We start from the raw sequence: 16,218 nt of genomic DNA, 5'->3' as shown, positions 1-16,218 counted from the left end.
ACAGCACCGGCTCGGACGCTGGCGCACCCCTATGTAGATTTCCGATACAGTAGGGCCATGCGGCTGACGATCCCGGTGGCGAAGGTGCTCTCCGCGCTCCTCGCCGACCCCGAGGCCCCGCGCTACGGGCTCGACCTGATGAAGCTCACCGGCCTGCCCAGCGGCACCCTCTATCCGGTCCTGCACCGGCTCCAGGCGGCCGGTTGGCTCGCCGCCGACTGGGAGGAGGTCGACCCGGTCACCGCCGGCCGGCCCGCCCGCCGCTACTACCGGCTCAGCGGTGACGGGGTGCGCGCCGCCCGGCTGGCGCTGGCCGAGCTGCGCGCCCTCGCCCCGGAGGGCGGAACGTCCCGGGGCGGGACCGAGCCGACGGGAGCCCCGGCGTGGTGACCCGGCGGCTGGCCGGGGCGCTGCTGCGCGCGGCGGCGCGGCGCTGGCCCGCGGAGCTGCGCGACGACCTGCTCCGGGAGTGGGACGCCGAGCTGCACGTCCTGGCCGGGCGCGGGAAGCGGTGGCGGATGCTGCGCTTCGCCGCCAGCCTGGCCACCAGCAGGGCCGGCGGACCGATGGTCGACCGGGCCGTGCTGCACCGGCGGCTGCGGCGTACCGCCGGGTTGCTGCTGCTCGCCCCGCCGGCCTGCGTCGCGGTCGTCGTGCTCGCCGCCGCAGTGCTACGGGTGGCGTTCGGGGCGCTCGACGTCCGCCTCGACTGGGCGACCGCGGTGCAGTTACCGATCTGGTCCGGGCTCACCGCCGGGATGGCCGCGCTGCTCGCCCTCCTCGTCACCCGGGCCGCGCGGCGGACCGTACGCACCGGACCGTTGGCCGCCGCGCTCGGCGTCGTGCTGCCGATCGGGCTGACCGTCACGGTGGTGCTCGCCGCGCTCGCCGGCCGGGGCGAGCGGGGCCTGCCGGGCACCGTTCCCGGGCTGCTGCTCTGGCTCGCCCTGCTGGTGCCGACCCTCTGGGGCGCGGGGCTCCTGGCCCGCCGGGGCCGGACCCGGCTGGCCTGGGCCGTCGGACTGCTCGGCGCGCTGGTCGCGGCCGACGCCGCGGTCGTCCTGGCGGTGGTCTCCGCCATCCCGGCGACCCCCGTCGGGCCGGTCGGCGACGGCCTGCCCCCGGACACCGTGGACCGGATCTCCGCCCCGCTCTGGCTGCTCACCTGCTGGACCGACTCGTCCCTCGGGCTACCCCGGCCCACCGCCTGGGAACGGTTCCTCATCACCGACCGGGTGCTCGTCGAGCCCGTCTTCTACCTGGCCTGCACCCCGTACGCGGTGGCCTACGCCGTCGCGGCGGCCCGGCCGGCGCCGGCCGCCGAGCCCGTGCCGGAACCCGTCCCGTCGCCCGCCTGACCCGCCGTCCTGCGGGAACGGTTCGGCGCGAATGGGCACCACCACGGGTGCCGGCCGTTCGAAGGAGGTGCCGGTCAGCGGGGGCAGGGCAGCCGTTCCAGCGGGGCGGGCGTGGCCACCCGGCGCACCACCTGGGCGAAGCAGGCGGCGGCGTCGGCCCGCTGCCAGCCGAACACCGACGCGGCGGTCTTCGCCACGCGTACCCGGAAGACCAGCCGGACCTCGGCGGCGCCCGCCGCCACCGTGAGGACCTCGACGTCGTCCACGCTGTCGGCGGCCTGCCGCAGGTCCGCCTCCCGCGCCGACGGTTCGGCCAGCAGGACGGCCCGGGTGCGTTGGGCGGTGGCCGTCACCTCCCGGTCGGCCCGGCGTTCCAACCGGTGCTGCGACCGGTCCCGCAGCAGCGGCACCCCCAGCGCCAACCCGACCGCCACGAGGGCCACCAACGCCGCCCCGGCCAGCAGCCCGCGTCGCCGGCGCACCGACCGTCCTGCCCCGAAACGCACCCCGGGATTGTGCGCCACCGACCCGGCAGCCGGCTGCCCCGTCTTCCGCCGTTCCGGCCCGGGACCGCCCTGACCAGGTCTAATGTGGAGGACATTGGCGACTATTTACGGCGTTCCGGTGGCGGCCGGGCGGCTCTCGGTGCACAGTGATCGCATGAGCGACGACGGAAGTGGTGGTGGGCACTACTACTGGTGCACCCGACACCACCGGGTCGAGACCGATGCCGACGTGTGCCCCGCGAAGCACGTTCTCGGACCGTACGCCTCAGCCGCCGACGCGGAGAACGCCCTGCAGCACGTGCGGGAGCGCAACGAAGCGTGGGACGCCGAGGACGCCCGTTGGGCCGGGGAGGGCAGGTAGACGGCGCGGGAGAGCCCGCGTCGAGGTGATCCGTGCTCCGCGAGGGCGAGAGCACGTCCCCAGGAAAGGGAACCGAGATGGCCGAAGCACAGCAGGCCACCCGCCCGGCCGCGAAACGGACGACCGCGAAGAAGACCACCGCCGGCCGGACGGCGACGGTCACCAAGGCGTCCCCGAACGCCTCGGGCGCCGGCGCCGGCCGGGCGCCGGCGAAGACGGGGGTCGCCCGGAAGGCCGCCGCCAAGAAGGTCGTGTCGGCCGCCCGGAAGGCGCCGGCGAAGGCCCCGGCCACGAAGACCACGGCCAAGAAGGCGCCCGCCACGAAGGCCACCACCAGGAAGACCGCCGCGGCGAAGAAGACCACGGCCGCCACGAAGACCACCGCCGCCAAGACGACCACCGCCGCCAAGAAGACGACGGCGGCGAAGAAGGCGCCGGCCAGGAAGACCACCACCGCCGCGACGAAGGCGCCGGCCAGGAAGACCACCACGGCCGCGAAGAAGGCCCCGGCTGCGAAGAAGGCCCCGGCTGCGAAGAAGGCCCCGGCGCGCAAGACCACCACGGCGCCGGCGAAGAAGACCACGGCCGCGAAGAAGGCCCCGGCGAAGAAGGCCCCGGCCAAGAAGGCGCCCGCGGCGAAGAAGGCCCCGGCGAAGAAGACCACCGCCGCCCGCAAGGTCACCTCCACCGGGCAGAAGGCGACCGCCGCGGTGAAGAAGACCGGCGCGGCGGCCAAGAAGACCACCGCGAAGAAGGCGCCGGCGGCGAAGAAGGCCCCGGCGAAGAAGACCACCGCCGCCAAGGCCACGGCGACCCGACCGAGCGGCGGCGCCCGCAAGGCGGCGGCGCAGAAGGCGCCGGCCCGGAAGGCCACCGGCACCTCGTCCGCCACCGCCCGCAAGTCGGTGGGCCGCAAGGCCACCTCCGCGGCGTCGTCGGTCGGCCCGGTCGAAGCACGTACGAGCACCTCGACGGGAACCCACAAGCGGCTCACCGCGGCCCGGAAGCCGGCCGGCACGCGGGTCGTGGCCGGCCGGTCCACGGCCAAGCCGGGGAGCACCCGGCGGACCGCCGGCTGACGTCGGGCGTCCACCGTTGACCGGCGCCCCGCCGGCGACAACACCGGCTCGGCGCGTCTGAGATTGCGCGGCGACGCGGCGTCGTCGGTGCCGGTGAGCGGATCACGCGGGGCGCTGTCAGGATTGACCCCGTGGTGATCCGACGCGTACTGGCGCCCCGCATCGACTTCGGCGCGCTGCGCCGCGAGCTGGGACTCCCCGAAGACTTCCCGGCCGCGGCGCAGCGCGAGGCCGACGCGGCCGCCGCCGCCCCGCTGCCGGCCGTCGCCGACCGGACCGACATCCCGTTCGTCACCGTCGACCCGGCGACCTCGCGCGACCTCGACCAGGCCATGCACCTCACCCGCCGTCCCGGTGGCGGCTTCCGCATCCGGTACGCCATCGCCGACGTCTTCACCCACGTCCGCCCCGGCGGTGCGCTCGAGGCGGAGACCTGGCGGCGGGGACAGACCGTCTACCTCCCGGACGGCAACGTGCCGCTGCACCCGCACACGCTCAGCGAGGGGGCGGCCAGCCTGCTGCCCGACGCCGACCGGGCGGCGGTGCTCTGGACCATCGACCTCGACAGTGACGGCGACACGGTCGCCGTCACGCTGGAGCGGGCCCGGGTGCGCAGCCGGGCCAAGCTCGACTACTCCGGGGTGCAGCGCGACGCCGACGCTGGCCGGCTGCCCGAGCCGATCGCCCTGCTACCCGAGATCGGTGCCCTGCTCACCGCTCGCGGCCTGCGCCGGGGCGCGATCAACCTGCCGCTGCCGGAGCAGGACGTCGAGCCGGACGGCGACGGCTGGCGGCTGGTGCTGCGCGGGCCCGGCCCCATGGAGGAGCACAACGCGCAGATCTCCCTGCTCACCGGGATGGCCGCCGCCGACCTCATGCTGGCCGGCCGGGTGGGCCTGCTGCGCACGATGCCGCCGCCCCGGCGGGAGGCGGTCGACCGGTTGCGGCTGGCCGCCGGGCCGCTGGGCGTGCCGTGGCCGGCCGACGCCCCGGTCGGCGAGGTGCTCGCCGGGCTGGACGCCTCGCAGCCCCGGGCGGCGGCCTTCGTCGACCAGGCCGCCGAGTTGATGCGCGGGGCCGCGTACACGGCGTTCGACGGCGACCGGCCCGAGCAGCCGGAGCACGGCGGGGTGGCCGCCGCGTACGCCCACGTGACCGCGCCGCTGCGCCGGCTCGCCGACCGGTACGCCACCGAGGTCTGCCTGGCCCTGCACGAGGGCCGGGAGGTGCCCGAGCACGTCCGGGCCGCGCTGCCGAAGCTGCCCGAGGTGATGGCGACGACCGACCGGACCGCGTCCGCGGCCGCCCGGGGCGCGGTGGAACTGGCCGAGGCGGTGCTGCTGGCGCACCGGGTGGGGGAGACCTTCGAGGCGGCGGTGCTGGACGTGGACGAGCCGCGGCCGGCGGGCAACGGCCGCGCCGGGCGCCCGCCGGGCGGCACCGTCGCCCTGGACGAGCCGCCGGTCCGCGCCCGCTGCACCGGTGAACTTCCGCTCGGCGAGCGCGTCCGGGTCCGCCTGACCGTCGCCGACCCGGCCCAGCGCAAGGTCGCCTTCGAGCAGGCCTGAGGCGGCCGGGCGCGGTGTTTCTCACAGCGCCCGGCCGCGCTGCCGTGCGGCGACCTTTGCGAGGATGACCGTATGGCTTACGACGCGACCACCCTGCCCGACGTCTCCGGGCTGACCGTCGGCATCATCGGTGGCACCGGCGACCAGGGGCGGGGTCTCGCCTACCGGTTCGCCCGCGCCGGGCAGACCGTGCTGATCGGCTCCCGCGCCGCCGACCGGGCCGCCCAGGCCGCCGCCGAGATCGCCGCCCTGCCCGGCGTGCCGGCGGGCGCCACCGTCTCCGGCGCGGACAACGACGAGGTCGCCCGCCGCAGCGACGTGGTGATCATCGCGGTGCCGTGGGACGGCCATGCCGCCATCGTCGCGGCGCTGACGGGCCCGCTCGCCGGCAAGATCGTTATCGACTGTGTCAACCCGCTCGGGTTCGACAAGCAGGGCCCATACGCGCTGACCGTCCCCGAGGGCAGCGCCGTGCAGCAGGCCGCCGGTCTGCTGCCCGACTCCCGGGTCTGCGCCGCGTTCAACCACGTCAGCGCCCCGCTGCTGGCCGACCCGGAGGTCGACCGGATCGACCTGGACGTGCTGATCTGCACCGAGGACCGGGAGCTGGTCGGGGTGGTCGCCGCGCTCGCCGCGCGGATCCCCGGCATGCGGGGCATCTACGCTGGCCGGCTGCGCAACGCCCACCAGATCGAGGCGTTCACCGCCAACCTGATCGCGATCAACAAGCGCTACAAGGCGCACGCCGGCATCCGCGTCACCGACCTCTGATGTCGTACCCGTGCCGCAGGATCGCCGCATGGAGTGGCAACTGGTGATCGACTGTCGGGAGCCGTCCCGGCTCGTCGCGTTCTGGGCCGAGGCGCTGCGCTACCGGCCGCAGCCGCCGCCGGAAGGTTTCTCGACCTGGCGCGACTGGTATCTCTCCGTCGGCGTGCCCGCCGAGGAGTTGGGCGAGGGCGACGGTGCGGACCGGCTGGAGGATCCGACCGGGGCGGGACCGAAAATCTGGTTCCAGCCGGTGCCCGAGCCGAAGTCCCTCAAGAACCGGCTGCACCTCGACCTCAAGGTCGGTGGCGGCCGGGCGGTGCCGGTGGCGCAGCGCCGGGTCACGGTGGATGCCGAGGTCGCCCGGCTGACCGCGCTCGGCGCGACGGTCCTGGGGTCGATGGACGACCCGGCGGACGGCTACTACTCGGTCCAGCTGGCCGACCCCGAGGGCAACGAGTTCTGCGTGGTCTGACACCGGTCACCGGCCACCTGGGTGTGGTCTCCCCGTCGCGGCGGTGCGGCCGACAGCCGGCCGCACCGCCGCCCGGCGTGCCTCAGAAGGTGTGCTCGGCGCTGGGGAAGTCGCCGCCGCGGACCTCGTCGGCGAAGCGGCGGGTGGCGTCGGTCAGCGCGCCGGCCAGGTCGGCGTAGCGCTTGACGAAGCGCGGGGCCTTGCCGGTGCGCAGCCCGGCCATGTCCTGCCAGACCAGCACCTGCCCGTCGGTGTCCGGGCCGGCGCCGATGCCCACCGTGGGGATACGCAGCTCGGCGGTGATCCGCTTGGCCACCTCACCGGGCACCATCTCCAGCACCACCGCGAAGGCGCCCGCCTCGGCCACCGCCCGGGCGTCGGCGATGACCTCCTCGGCGGCGTCGCCCCGGCCCTGCACCCGGTAGCCGCCCAGGGTGTGCTCGCTCTGCGGGGTGAAGCCGATGTGCGCCATCACCGGGATGCCCGCCCCGACGATCGCCTCGATCTGGGCGGCACAGCGCCGGCCGCCCTCCAACTTCACCGCGTGGCAGCCGCCCTCCTTCATGAACCGCACCGCGGTCCGCAGCGCCTGCGTCGGCCCCTCCTCGTAGGAGCCGAAGGGCAGGTCACCGACGATCAGCGCCTGCCGGGTCGCCCGGACCACCGCGCGGACCAGGGGAAGCAGCTCCTCGGCGGTCACCGGCAGGGTGGTCTCGTAGCCGAAGACGTTGTTCGCCGCCGAGTCGCCGACCAGCAGCACCGGGATCCCCGCCCGGTCGAAGATCGAGGCGGTGTACTGGTCGTACGAGGTGAGCATCGCCCAGCGCTCGCCGCGCTCCTTGGCGGCGATCAGGTCGCGGGTGCGGACCCGGCGGGTGGCCGGCCCGCCGTAGAGGGCGGTCACCTCGGTCGGGGTGGACTCCACCATGACTCTCTCCTTCCTCGAGGCCGCGTTCGCGGTCCCCGGGTTCCGCCGCGATCGTCGCACCGGGACAGCGGCCGCGGGCAGGGCGGAGTGGAGGATTTCACTCCCGGCGGCCGGGCCGCCGGGACCGGGTCAGCCGTCCTCGCGCCAGCGGTTGGTGATCGGCAGCCGCCGGTCCCGGCCGAACGCCTTGATGGAGATCTTGGTGCCGGGGGCGGACTGCCGGCGCTTGTACTCGGCGGTATCCACCATCCGCAGCACCCGGTCCACGATCGCCGGGTCGTGACCCGACTCGACCAGGCCGTCCCGGCCCAGGTCGCCGTCGACGTAGCCGATCAGGATCGGGTCGAGCACGTCGTACTCCGGGAGGCTGTCGCTGTCGAGCTGGCCCGGGCTCAGCTCGGCCGACGGCGGCTTGCCGATCGAGCTCTCCGGGATCGGCGGCGTCTCGCCGCGCTGCTCCGCCTCGGCGTTGCGCCACTTGGCCAGCCGCCAGATCAACGTCTTCCAGACGTCCTTGACCGGGTTGTAGCCGCCCACCGAGTCGCCGTACAGGGTGGAGTAGCCGACGGCCAGCTCGCTCTTGTTTCCGGTGGTGAGGACCAGGTGGCCCTCCTGGTTCGACAGCGCCATGAGGATCACGCCACGCACCCGGGCCTGGAGGTTCTCCACGGTCACCCCGGCGAGCGACATGTTGGCCAGGAAGGTGTCCACCATGGGCTGGATCGGTTCGATCCGGAAGTCGAGGCGGGTGCGCTTGGCCAGCTCCTCGGCGTCGGCCCGCGAGTGCTCGGAGGAGTGCTGGCTTGGCAGCGACACCCCGACCACCCGGTCCGGACCGAGCGCGTCGACGGCCAGCGCCGCCACCACCGCCGAGTCGATGCCGCCGGAGAGGCCGAGCACCACCGAGGGGAACCGGTTCTTGTTGACGTAGTCGCGCAGGCCCAGCACCAGAGCCTGCCAGACCTCCGCCTCGTCGGCGACCGGCTCGATGATGCCGCCGACCGCGACCTCGCCCACGGGAGCCGGCGGCAGGATGTCGCTGACCTTGGCCCGGACGATCCGCATGTCGTCGGCCCGCTCCTCGACGTCGACCGGCTCCTTGGCCGGCGGCAGGTCCAGGTCGTGCACCAGCAGGTGCTCGACGAACTGGGGCGCCCGGGCGAGCAGCGTGCCGTTCGCGTCGACGATCATCGAGTCGCCGTCGTAGACCAGCTCGTCCTGGCCGCCGACCATGTTCACGTACGCGATGGCGGCGTCCGCCTCGGCCGCCCGGCGGCGGACCAGCGGCAGCCGGATGTCGTCCTTGTTCAGCTCGTACGGCGAGCCGTTGATGTTGAGCACCAGCCCGACGCCCGCGTGGCGGGCCACCGCGAACGGGCCGCCGGCCTGCCAGAGGTCCTCGCAGATGGTCAGCGCGACGTCCACCCCGCCGATCCGGACCACGGTCAGCGTGTCGCCGGAGACGAAGTAGCGGTCCTCGTCGAAGACGCCGTAGTTGGGCAGGTGGTGCTTGAAGTAGGTGGCCACCACCGCCCCGCCGTGCAGCAGCGCGGCCGCGTTGCGGGCCCCCTTGCCCGGCTCGGCGTCGGCGCTGACCTGCGGCGGGCCGTCCGCGTCCAGGTAGCCCAACAGGATCGGCAGGTCACCGAGGCCGTCGGCGGCCAGGTCGGCGGCGAGCCGGTGCAGGGCGGCCCGCGAGGCGGCGACGAAGGACCGGCGGAAGACCAGGTCCTCGACCGGGTAACCGGTCAGCATCAGCTCCGGGAAGAGGGCGAGCTGGGCGCCGGCGTCGGCGGCCTTGCGGGCCCAGGTGCGGACCAGGTCGGCGTTGCCGGCGATGTCGCCGACCGTCGGGTCGACCTGGCACAGGGCGAGACGCAGGGTGGGCATGCCCTCATCTTGCCCCAGCCGGAGGGGCCGAATCGGACCGGACGCGGGAGACACCGGACCGCGTTCCGGCCGTCTCCCCGGGCGGGACACGGCAGGACACCCGGTGGGTGGGGGCGTAACGTCGGCGTAACGAGACCGGTGGAGACTGGGCGGTCAGGCCGGGCCGGCCCGACCGGTGCGGAGAGTACGTGTCACGAGGGGTGGAAGTGGACCGTCAGCAGGAGTTCGTCCTCCGTACGCTGGAAGAGCGGGACATCCGGTTCGTCCGGCTGTGGTTCACCGACGTGCTCGGCACGCTCAAGAGCGTGTCGGTCGCTCCCGCGGAGCTGGAGGCGGCCTTCGAGGAGGGCATCGGCTTCGACGGCTCCGCCATCGAGGGCTTCGCCCGCGTCTTCGAGTCGGACATGGTGGCCATGCCCGACCCGACCACCTTCCAGGTCTTCCCCTTCGAGGGCGGGGTCAGCGGCGAGAGCGCCCGGATGTTCTGCGACATCCTGCTCCCCGACGGCAGCCCGTCCTGGGCCGACCCGCGGCACGTGCTGCGCCGGGCGCTCTCCCGGGCAGCCGAGAAGGGCTTCACCTTCTACACCCACCCGGAGATCGAGTTCTTCCTGCTGGAGAACGGCCCGCAGGACGGCTCGCTGCCCACCCCGGTGGACACCGGCGGCTACTTCGAGCACACCACCCACGCGGTGGCCCGCGACTTCCGCCGGCAGGCGGTGCTGGCGCTGGAGCGGATCGGCATCTCGGTGGAGTTCAGCCACCACGAGGTGGCCCCCGGCCAGCAGGAGATCGACCTGCGCTACGCCGACGCGCTGACCACCGCCGACAACATCATGACCTTCCGGCACGTGGTGAAGGAGGTCGCCCTCTCCACCGGGGTGCAGGCCAGCTTCATGCCGAAGCCCTTCACCGACCAGCCGGGCAGCGGCATGCACACCCACCTGTCCCTGTTCGAGGGGGAGCGCAACGCGTTCCACGACGCCGGCGACCCGATGAAGCTCTCCAAGGTGGCCAAGTCGTTCATCGCCGGGCTGCTCACCCACGCCCGCGAGTACACGGCCGTCACCAACCAGTGGGTCAACTCCTACAAGCGGCTCTTCCCGCTGGCGCTGCCGGACCGGATCACCGAGAGCCCGGCGTACGTCTGCTGGGGTCACCTGAACAGGTCCGCGCTGGTCCGGGTGCCCGCGTACGGCAAGCCCAACTCGGCCCGGGTCGAGGTGCGCTCGCTGGACTCGGCGACCAACCCCTACCTGGCCTTCGCGGTCATGCTCGGCGCCGGCCTCAAGGGCATCGAGGAGGGCTACGAGCTGCCGCCGGGCGCCGAGGACGACGTCTGGTCGCTGAGCAGCGCCGAGCGCCGCGCCATGGGCTACGAGGCGCTCCCGGAGAACCTGGCCGAGGCGATCGACGTGATGGCCGGCTCCGAGCTGGTCGCCGAGGTGCTCGGCGAGCACGTCTTCGACTTCTTCCTGCGCAACAAGCGGGCCGAGTGGGAGCAGTACCGCCGCGAGGTCACCCCCTACGAGCGGCAGCGTTACCTGTCGCTCTAGATCACGGTGGTGCGGTGCCGCTATCGTCTGCGGCACCGCCCAGGCACCGCGTCGGGCCGCGCGGACCCCGGGGAGGCGTTCGGTGCTGGACGAGCTGCTCAGCGGGGCCTGGCAGAGCATCGTGTTCGGGGTCGTCGGGGTGGCGCTGATGGCCGCCGGCTTCCTGCTGGTCGACCTGCTCACCCCGGGCCGGCTGCGGGAGCTGATCTGGGTGCGCCGCAACGGCAACGCCGCGCTGCTGCTCGCCGCCAACCAGCTCGGCATCGCCGGCATCGTCTTCACCGCGATCCTCACCAGCTACAGCTCCTTCGGCAAGGGGCTGGCCTCGACGGTGGTCTTCGGCCTGGTCGGCCTGCTCGTGATGGCGCTGGCCTTCCTCGTGCTGGACCTGCTCACCCCGGGCAGACTCGGCGAAATCATCTGCTCCGACGAGCCGCACCCGGCGGCCCGGGTCAGCGCCGCCACCCACTTCGGCGCCGCGCTGATCGTCTGCGCCTGCATCGCCTGAGCCTGTCGTACCCGGGGCATAGCCTCCGGGCGTGAACCGCACCGACCGTCTCTATGCCCTCGTGGAGGAGCTGCGGGCGGTGTCGCCGCGGCCGCGCAGCGCCCGCTGGCTGGCCGGGCGCTTCGAGGTCAGCACCCGCACCATCGAGCGGGACATCACCGCGTTGCAGGGCGCCGGGGTGCCGATCTGGGCCGAGCCGGGCCGCACCGGTGGCTACGTGGTCGACCGGGCGCGCACCCTGCCCCCGGTCAACCTGACCCCGGGCGAGGCGGTGGCGATGGCCGTCGCGCTGCACCGGCTGGGCGGCACGCCGTTCGCCCCGGCCGCCGGCGCGGCCCTGCGCAAGCTGGTCGCGGTGATGCCGCCCGCCGACGCCGCCGAGGCGCACCGGCTGGCCGGCCGGGTGCACCTGATCGGCAGCGGGCCGGACATCCCCGTCCCGGCCGCCGTCGCCGACGCGGTCGCCGCCCGCCGGGTGCTCCGCCTGCGCTACGCGGACCGCGCCGGCGCCGCCTCGGCCCGGGACGTGGAGCCGCTGGCCTATCTGGGCAACGCGACGCACTGGTACCTGGTCGCCTGGTGCCGGCTGCGCGACGAGCTGCGCTGCTTCCGCACCGACCGGATCGTCGCGGTGCGTCCGCTGACCGAGCCGGTGACCCGGGAGCTGCGCCCCGAGGACCTGGACATTCCGGCCGGGCGGCTCCGTCCACTGAGTCTGGTCTGATACCCGACAGCGTTCACCGGGCGGATGCGGGATGCTGACGGGTCCGGCCGTGCCTGGGGGAGGAGCGCGGGTGTCCGACACGCTCAGCTACGCCGACGCGGTCCGCCTGCTCGGCGGGGAGAAGAGCCGGTTCGTCGACTGGTTCGACAAGCTCACCGGGGGCGTGCTGCTGGCCGCCTCCGTGCCGGTGCCGGCGCTGCTGAGCGTCTTCGACGCGCGGGCGGAGTTCGTCCGGCTCGGCCACGATCTGGTGCGCGGCCTGTCGGAGAAGCACTCCGGGCTGTCGCGCTACGGGCGTACGCGGCGGCTGGAGGCGGCGCACGGGGTCCTCGCGGTGACCGCCTTCTTCGAGGCGCTGGGCGAGCTGGAGCTGCCGTTCGCCGTTGGCGATCTGCGCATCGGCCGGTCCGACCAGCTGGGCCTGGCCGGCGCCCGGCACGCCGCCGACGACCTGACCGCCGCCCTGTTCGCCACGGCGGCGCCGGTGCCCGGTCCGCACCTGCCCTATCCCGCACTGCGGTCGGCCCTCGTCGACTGGTACGCGGGGCTGGTCACCGCCTTCCTCACCTTCGTCCGTGGGCTGGCTGTCGGCGACACGCTCTTCGACGCGCGGTGGCGGGCGACCGAGCGGGCACTGGCCGACCTCCCGGCCGCCGCCGCCGACCGGCACCGGGACCTGCTGGGCCGGCTCGCCGTGGACTTCCCCGAGGTGTCCTTCTGGGCCGGCCTGCACGAGCACGAGGCCACCCGGGCGGAGGTCCGCCGGCTGTCGCTGGGCCTGGCCGACCTGCACCGGGCCCTGGCCGACCTCTCCACCGGGCGCGCGCCCGACGGGCGGCGGGCCGGTCTCGCCGCCGCGTACGCCGCCGAGCTGCGCCGGCCGATCATCACCTCCGGCGACGTGCCGGCCGGGCTGACCGTCCCGACGCTCGGCGAGGCGTACGTGCCGCCGCTCAGCCGGATCGCCGAGCTGGACCGGGACGCCCGGCCGGCCGACGAGAGCTGGTGGGACGACCAGCCGGTCCGGGACGACCTCTGGCAGTCCCTCGTCGTGCACCTCACCACGCCCGGCGCGACCCGCGCGCCGCTGCTGGTGCTGGGACAGCCGGGCTCCGGCAAGTCGGTGTTGACCCGGATCGTCGCCGCCCGGCTGCCGGCGGCCGACTTCCTGGTGATCCGGGTGGTGCTGCGCGACGTGTACGCGGCCGGTGACCTCCAGGACCAGATCGAGCAGGCGGTCCGCAACGACACGGGCGAGCGCGTCGACTGGCCGGCGCTGGCCCGATCGGCCGGCGACGCCCTGCCGGTGGTGCTGCTGGACGGCTTCGACGAGCTGCTCCAGGCGACCGGGGTCAGCCAGACCGACTACCTGCGCCGGGTGGCCGGCTTCCAGCGCCGCGAGGCCGACCAGGGCCGGCCGGTGGCCGTGGTGGTGACCAGCCGGACCAGCGTGGCCGACCGGGCGCAGCCGCCGCCGGGCACGGTGGCTGTGCGGCTGGAACCGTTCGACGAGGCGCGGGTCGATGCCTGGGTGCGGACCTGGAACCGGGTCAACGCGGCCGCCTTCCGGGCGCCGGGCGCCCGGCCGCTCGACCCGGCCACCGTGCTGTCCCATCGGGAGCTGGCGGAGCAGCCGCTGCTGCTGTTGATGCTGGCCCTCTACGACGCCGAGGGGCACGACCTGCGCCAGGCCGGGGAACTGCGCCGCGGCGAGCTGTACGAGCGGCTGCTGCGCCGCTTCGCGTGGCGGGAGGTGGTCAAGCAGGGCGCCGGCCTGCCCGAGCCGGAGCTGGACCGGGCGGTCCAGGATGAGCTGCGCCGGCTCGCCGTGGTGGCGTTCGCGATGTTCAACCGGGGCACCCAGTGGGTCAGCGCCACCGAGCTGGACGCCGACCTGGCCGCGCTGCCCCTCGGCGGATCGGCGACGCGTCAGCGGGACGGGTTGCGCGCCCCGCTGGCGGCGGCCGAGGTGGTGCTGGGCCGGTTCTTCTTCATCCACCGCTCCCGCGCCGCCGAGGAGGAGCGGCGTCGCGAGACGTACGAGTTCCTGCACGCCACCTTCGGCGAGTACCTGGTCGCGCGGCTGACCGCCGAGGTGGTGGACAATCTGGTGGCCAGGGACTCCGCGGCCAGCCTGTCCTGGGGTGGCGAGCCGGTCGACGACGACCTGCTGCACGCCCTGCTGTCGTACACCGTGCTCAGCACCCGGACCACCGTGCTGGCCTTCCTCGACGAGCGCCTGGCCGGCCGGGCCCATGCCTACCGGAGCGGCTGGGCGCGGCTGCTGCTGCGGCTGTTCCGGGCCGCTCCGTACGCCACCGCTGCCCGCCGGTTCGGCGGCTACGCACCCCGGCGCCTCCGGGTTCCCGCCCGCTATGCCGTCTACAGCGCCAACCTGCTGCTGCTCAACCTGGTGGCCGGTGGCCCGCTGACCGGGCGGATGCTCTTTCCGGAGGCGACCGATGTGGTCGACGAATGGCGGGCGCAGGTCGGGCTCTGGCGTGCCCAGCTGGACCCCGAGGAATGGCAGGGCCTGACCGACCTGCTTGCGCTCGAGCGCATCGGGGAGGGCGCGGGACGGGACGTCCGGATCTGGACGGACGACCAGTTCGCCGCGCCACCTGACCTGGACGTGCTCTGGTCCATGGGGCAGTCGTCGCTGCGGGGGACACCCTACGGTCTGCCCCGGGAGATGCTCGCCAGACTGCGGCGCAACGCCCACCTGACCTGCGACGCCGACGCAGCCGTGGTCGTGCACGCCCTGGAGCCGATGTTCGACCGGCTTCCGACCGCGCTGGCCGCGTTCCACGACGTCGGAAACGCCGTCCTTCCCTCCGCGGCCCATGCCCTCGTCGAGGCCTGGCTCCTGCCGTTGCGCCCCGCGACGCAGCAGGAGCGGATGGCCGTGTACCTGCGCTGCGTGCACCTGCTGAACGACCTGGCGGGACCGATACCGGACTGGGACCGGGCCGCGTACCTGCGGCTCCTGCTCGACCGGATCGCAGGGGACCGCGAGGTGTCCGCCGACGTGGTCACCGAGGTGATGTCGGCGGCCGACACCGACCTGCTGGAGGACCGTGAGGTGTCCGCCGCCCTGTTCCGGTGCGTGCGAGCGGTGCTGGGCGTGGGGGACGCGGCCGACCTGCGCCTGGCCGAGGTGCTCGATTACCTCCACGACGCACAGATGCTGACCCCGGACTGGTTGGACGACGCCTCCGCGGAGGTGCTGCTGCGCCTGCGCGAGCAGCGGATGCTGGCGCCACAGGTCTGGGCCTCCGCGTTCGCCGGGTTCGACGAGCGCTACGGCGACCGGCGTCCGGACCTCGCCCGGCGGCTGCGCCCGCTGGTGAGGAATCCAGCCGAACTGCCCGAGAAACTCCGACAGGACGGTGTCGCGGAGGGCGTCGAGGCTGACTCCTGACGACGCCGGCCGACCGGCCGGCGCGAGCCACAGGAGGAAGCATGTCCAGCACGCCCGTCACCTGGTTCGAGATCGGCTCCGACCGCCCCGAGGAGGTCGAGCGCTTCTACGCCGACCTGTTCGGCTGGACCTTCGAGGAGCAGGGCGGCCCGGGGGCGTCGTACCGGCAGACGGCGGCCGGCGGGGAGCGGGGGATCGGCGGCGCGATCCGTGCCACCAACGGCGACTCCCCGAACTACGCGATCTTCTACGCCGAGGTCGCCGACGTGGCGGAAACCTGCCGGCGGGCCGAGGCGGCCGGGGGCAAGGTGCTGGTCCCGCCGCGCAGCGCGCCGAGCGGGCTGACCTTCGCCCGCCTGCTCGACCCGTCGGGCAACCACCTCGGCGTCTTCACCCCACCGGCCGCCGGATGAGCGTTCGGGCGCGTTTGTTGTCGCCCGGACGACAACAAACGCACCCGAAGCCGCGTCAGTGGGTGGCCCCGCCGGGGAGCGGATCGCGGCCGGGAGGGAGGTGCGGCCGATGAGGAGTCGGCGGGGCCACCCGGGTCAGTTGCCGGGCCGGTCGCCGCCGCCGCGGTGGCCGTGACCGCCCGGGCCCGGGAAGACACCGGCCTCGGCGGCCTTCAGCACCGCGTCGGCCTGCTCCTGGGTGAGCTTGCCGTCCTTGACGGCCTGGTCCAGCCGCTCCTTCAGCGCGGCCTGCCGGTCCTCGGTCGACGGCCGCTCGGGTCGGTCGGGCCGGTCGGCCTGGCGCTGCTCGCGCAGCTTCTCCAGCGCCGCGGTGACCTTGTCGGTCGGGACGCCCAGTTCCTTGGCGAGCGCCTCGGCGAACTCGGCCTGCCGTTCGGCCCGCTGCTGCTGCCGGTCGGTGCCCTGGTCGGTGCTCGTGCTGGCGCTCGGGGCCGGGCTCGGGCTCTTGTCGTCGGCGAGCGCCACCGTCGGGGCGGCGATCCCGACGCCGAGCACTCCGGCGGCGGCCAGGCCGGCCAGCAGGTGCTTCCTCGACATCCTGCGGATCATGCTGTTCTCCTGTTCGGTGGTGGTGCGATGACATCACCGACAGTGACCGGCATA

General features: G+C 74.3%; 16 protein-coding genes. 12 read left to right on the top strand and 4 right to left on the bottom strand.

Annotation, left to right across the window (positions count from 1 at the left end; all coding sequences use genetic code 11):
* Window positions 1-57: 57 nt before the first annotated feature.
* Together AC0OLQ_RS27790 and AC0OLQ_RS27785 are read left to right on the top strand one after the other, a co-directional pair.
* Window positions 58-390 (top strand): PadR family transcriptional regulator, encoded by a 333-nt coding sequence (locus tag AC0OLQ_RS27790; protein WP_484528704.1) that lies wholly within the window; start codon window positions 58-60, stop codon window positions 388-390.
* The gene (locus AC0OLQ_RS27785; protein WP_484528703.1) at window positions 384-1,358 is read left to right on the top strand and encodes a hypothetical protein; all 975 of its coding nucleotides are present in this window, start codon (window positions 384-386) and stop codon (window positions 1,356-1,358) included. Before AC0OLQ_RS27790 ends, AC0OLQ_RS27785 begins: the two co-directional genes overlap by 7 nt.
* A 74-nt stretch (window positions 1,359-1,432) precedes the next feature.
* Here AC0OLQ_RS27785 and AC0OLQ_RS27780 read toward each other — a convergent pair whose 3' ends face one another.
* A complete protein-coding gene (locus tag AC0OLQ_RS27780) occupies window positions 1,433-1,840 on the bottom strand; it encodes a hypothetical protein (protein ID WP_484528702.1) in 408 nt (135 codons plus the stop codon).
* 178 nt (window positions 1,841-2,018) lie between these two features.
* On the opposite strand from AC0OLQ_RS27780, the gene AC0OLQ_RS27775 reads away from it, so the two are divergent.
* The 5 genes from AC0OLQ_RS27775 to AC0OLQ_RS27755 all read left to right on the top strand — a co-directional run bounded on the left by AC0OLQ_RS27775 (window position 2,019) and on the right by AC0OLQ_RS27755 (window position 6,115).
* A complete protein-coding gene (locus tag AC0OLQ_RS27775; protein ID WP_357335717.1) occupies window positions 2,019-2,225 on the top strand; it encodes a hypothetical protein in 207 nt (68 codons plus the stop codon).
* 77 nt (window positions 2,226-2,302) lie between these two features.
* The gene (locus tag AC0OLQ_RS27770; RefSeq protein ID WP_484528701.1) at window positions 2,303-3,304 is read left to right on the top strand and encodes a hypothetical protein; all 1,002 of its coding nucleotides are present in this window, start codon (window positions 2,303-2,305) and stop codon (window positions 3,302-3,304) included.
* A gap of 131 nt (window positions 3,305-3,435) precedes the next feature.
* On the top strand, window positions 3,436-4,872 hold the full coding sequence (locus AC0OLQ_RS27765; RefSeq protein ID WP_484528700.1) for an RNB domain-containing ribonuclease: 1,437 nt from the start codon (window positions 3,436-3,438) through the stop codon (window positions 4,870-4,872).
* Window positions 4,873-4,944: 72 nt separating this feature from the next.
* Window positions 4,945-5,643, top strand: coding sequence for an NADPH-dependent F420 reductase (gene npdG, locus AC0OLQ_RS27760; RefSeq protein ID WP_484528699.1), 699 nt, complete (start codon window positions 4,945-4,947; stop codon window positions 5,641-5,643).
* 28 nt (window positions 5,644-5,671) lie between these two features.
* Window positions 5,672-6,115 carry a VOC family protein gene (locus AC0OLQ_RS27755; RefSeq protein ID WP_357335709.1) on the top strand — a complete coding sequence of 148 codons (444 nt, stop codon included), beginning with the start codon at window positions 5,672-5,674 and terminating at the stop codon, window positions 6,113-6,115.
* 82 nt (window positions 6,116-6,197) lie between these two features.
* Here the strand turns inward: AC0OLQ_RS27755 and panB are convergent, their stop codons facing one another.
* Window positions 6,198-7,043, bottom strand: coding sequence for a 3-methyl-2-oxobutanoate hydroxymethyltransferase (gene panB, locus AC0OLQ_RS27750; RefSeq protein ID WP_484528698.1), 846 nt, complete (start codon window positions 7,041-7,043; stop codon window positions 6,198-6,200).
* 129 nt (window positions 7,044-7,172) lie between these two features.
* A complete protein-coding gene (locus AC0OLQ_RS27745) occupies window positions 7,173-8,933 on the bottom strand; it encodes an NAD+ synthase (protein ID WP_484528697.1) in 1,761 nt (586 codons plus the stop codon).
* A gap of 206 nt (window positions 8,934-9,139) precedes the next feature.
* Here AC0OLQ_RS27745 and glnA point away from each other — a divergent pair, with 206 nt between their 5' ends.
* From glnA to AC0OLQ_RS27720, 5 genes are all read left to right on the top strand, one after another.
* Window positions 9,140-10,489 carry a type I glutamate--ammonia ligase gene (glnA, locus tag AC0OLQ_RS27740; protein ID WP_357335703.1) on the top strand — a complete coding sequence of 450 codons (1,350 nt, stop codon included), beginning with the start codon at window positions 9,140-9,142 and terminating at the stop codon, window positions 10,487-10,489.
* A gap of 82 nt (window positions 10,490-10,571) precedes the next feature.
* Complete coding sequence (locus AC0OLQ_RS27735) at window positions 10,572-10,997, top strand: DUF350 domain-containing protein (protein WP_484528696.1); 426 nt, start codon at window positions 10,572-10,574, stop codon at window positions 10,995-10,997.
* A 31-nt stretch (window positions 10,998-11,028) separates the two neighbouring features.
* The gene (locus AC0OLQ_RS27730; RefSeq protein WP_484528695.1) at window positions 11,029-11,721 is read left to right on the top strand and encodes a helix-turn-helix transcriptional regulator; all 693 of its coding nucleotides are present in this window, start codon (window positions 11,029-11,031) and stop codon (window positions 11,719-11,721) included.
* A gap of 70 nt (window positions 11,722-11,791) precedes the next feature.
* Window positions 11,792-15,142 carry an NACHT domain-containing protein gene (locus AC0OLQ_RS27725; protein WP_484528694.1) on the top strand — a complete coding sequence of 1,117 codons (3,351 nt, stop codon included), beginning with the start codon at window positions 11,792-11,794 and terminating at the stop codon, window positions 15,140-15,142.
* Window positions 15,143-15,183: 41 nt separating this feature from the next.
* Window positions 15,184-15,555, top strand: coding sequence for a VOC family protein (locus AC0OLQ_RS27720; RefSeq protein WP_357335694.1), 372 nt, complete (start codon window positions 15,184-15,186; stop codon window positions 15,553-15,555).
* A 135-nt stretch (window positions 15,556-15,690) separates the two neighbouring features.
* Here AC0OLQ_RS27720 and AC0OLQ_RS27715 read toward each other — a convergent pair whose 3' ends face one another.
* On the bottom strand, window positions 15,691-16,164 hold the full coding sequence (locus AC0OLQ_RS27715; RefSeq protein ID WP_484528693.1) for a hypothetical protein: 474 nt from the start codon (window positions 16,162-16,164) through the stop codon (window positions 15,691-15,693).
* Window positions 16,165-16,218 lie beyond the last annotated feature (54 nt).

The organism is Micromonospora sp. Utrum1, from assembly GCF_057197805.1.
The sequence above is the reverse complement of the archived record's forward strand: the minus strand, read 5'-3'. Positions and strand labels throughout refer to the sequence as shown.

Excerpts from the sequence above, each read along its gene's own strand:
- AC0OLQ_RS27790 (WP_484528704.1), top strand. The coding sequence starts at position 58 with ATGCGGCTGACGATCCCGGTGGCGAAGGTGCTCTCCGCGCTCCTCGCC.
- AC0OLQ_RS27775 (WP_357335717.1), top strand. The coding sequence starts at position 2,019 with ATGAGCGACGACGGAAGTGGTGGTGGGCACTACTACTGGTGCACCCGA.
- AC0OLQ_RS27770 (WP_484528701.1), top strand. The coding sequence starts at position 2,303 with ATGGCCGAAGCACAGCAGGCCACCCGCCCGGCCGCGAAACGGACGACC.
- npdG (WP_484528699.1), top strand. The coding sequence starts at position 4,945 with ATGGCTTACGACGCGACCACCCTGCCCGACGTCTCCGGGCTGACCGTC.
- AC0OLQ_RS27755 (WP_357335709.1), top strand. The coding sequence starts at position 5,672 with ATGGAGTGGCAACTGGTGATCGACTGTCGGGAGCCGTCCCGGCTCGTC.
- panB (WP_484528698.1), bottom strand. The coding sequence starts at position 7,043 with ATGGTGGAGTCCACCCCGACCGAGGTGACCGCCCTCTACGGCGGGCCG.
- AC0OLQ_RS27745 (WP_484528697.1), bottom strand. The coding sequence starts at position 8,933 with ATGCCCACCCTGCGTCTCGCCCTGTGCCAGGTCGACCCGACGGTCGGC.
- AC0OLQ_RS27720 (WP_357335694.1), top strand. The coding sequence starts at position 15,184 with ATGTCCAGCACGCCCGTCACCTGGTTCGAGATCGGCTCCGACCGCCCC.
- AC0OLQ_RS27715 (WP_484528693.1), bottom strand. The coding sequence starts at position 16,164 with ATGATCCGCAGGATGTCGAGGAAGCACCTGCTGGCCGGCCTGGCCGCC.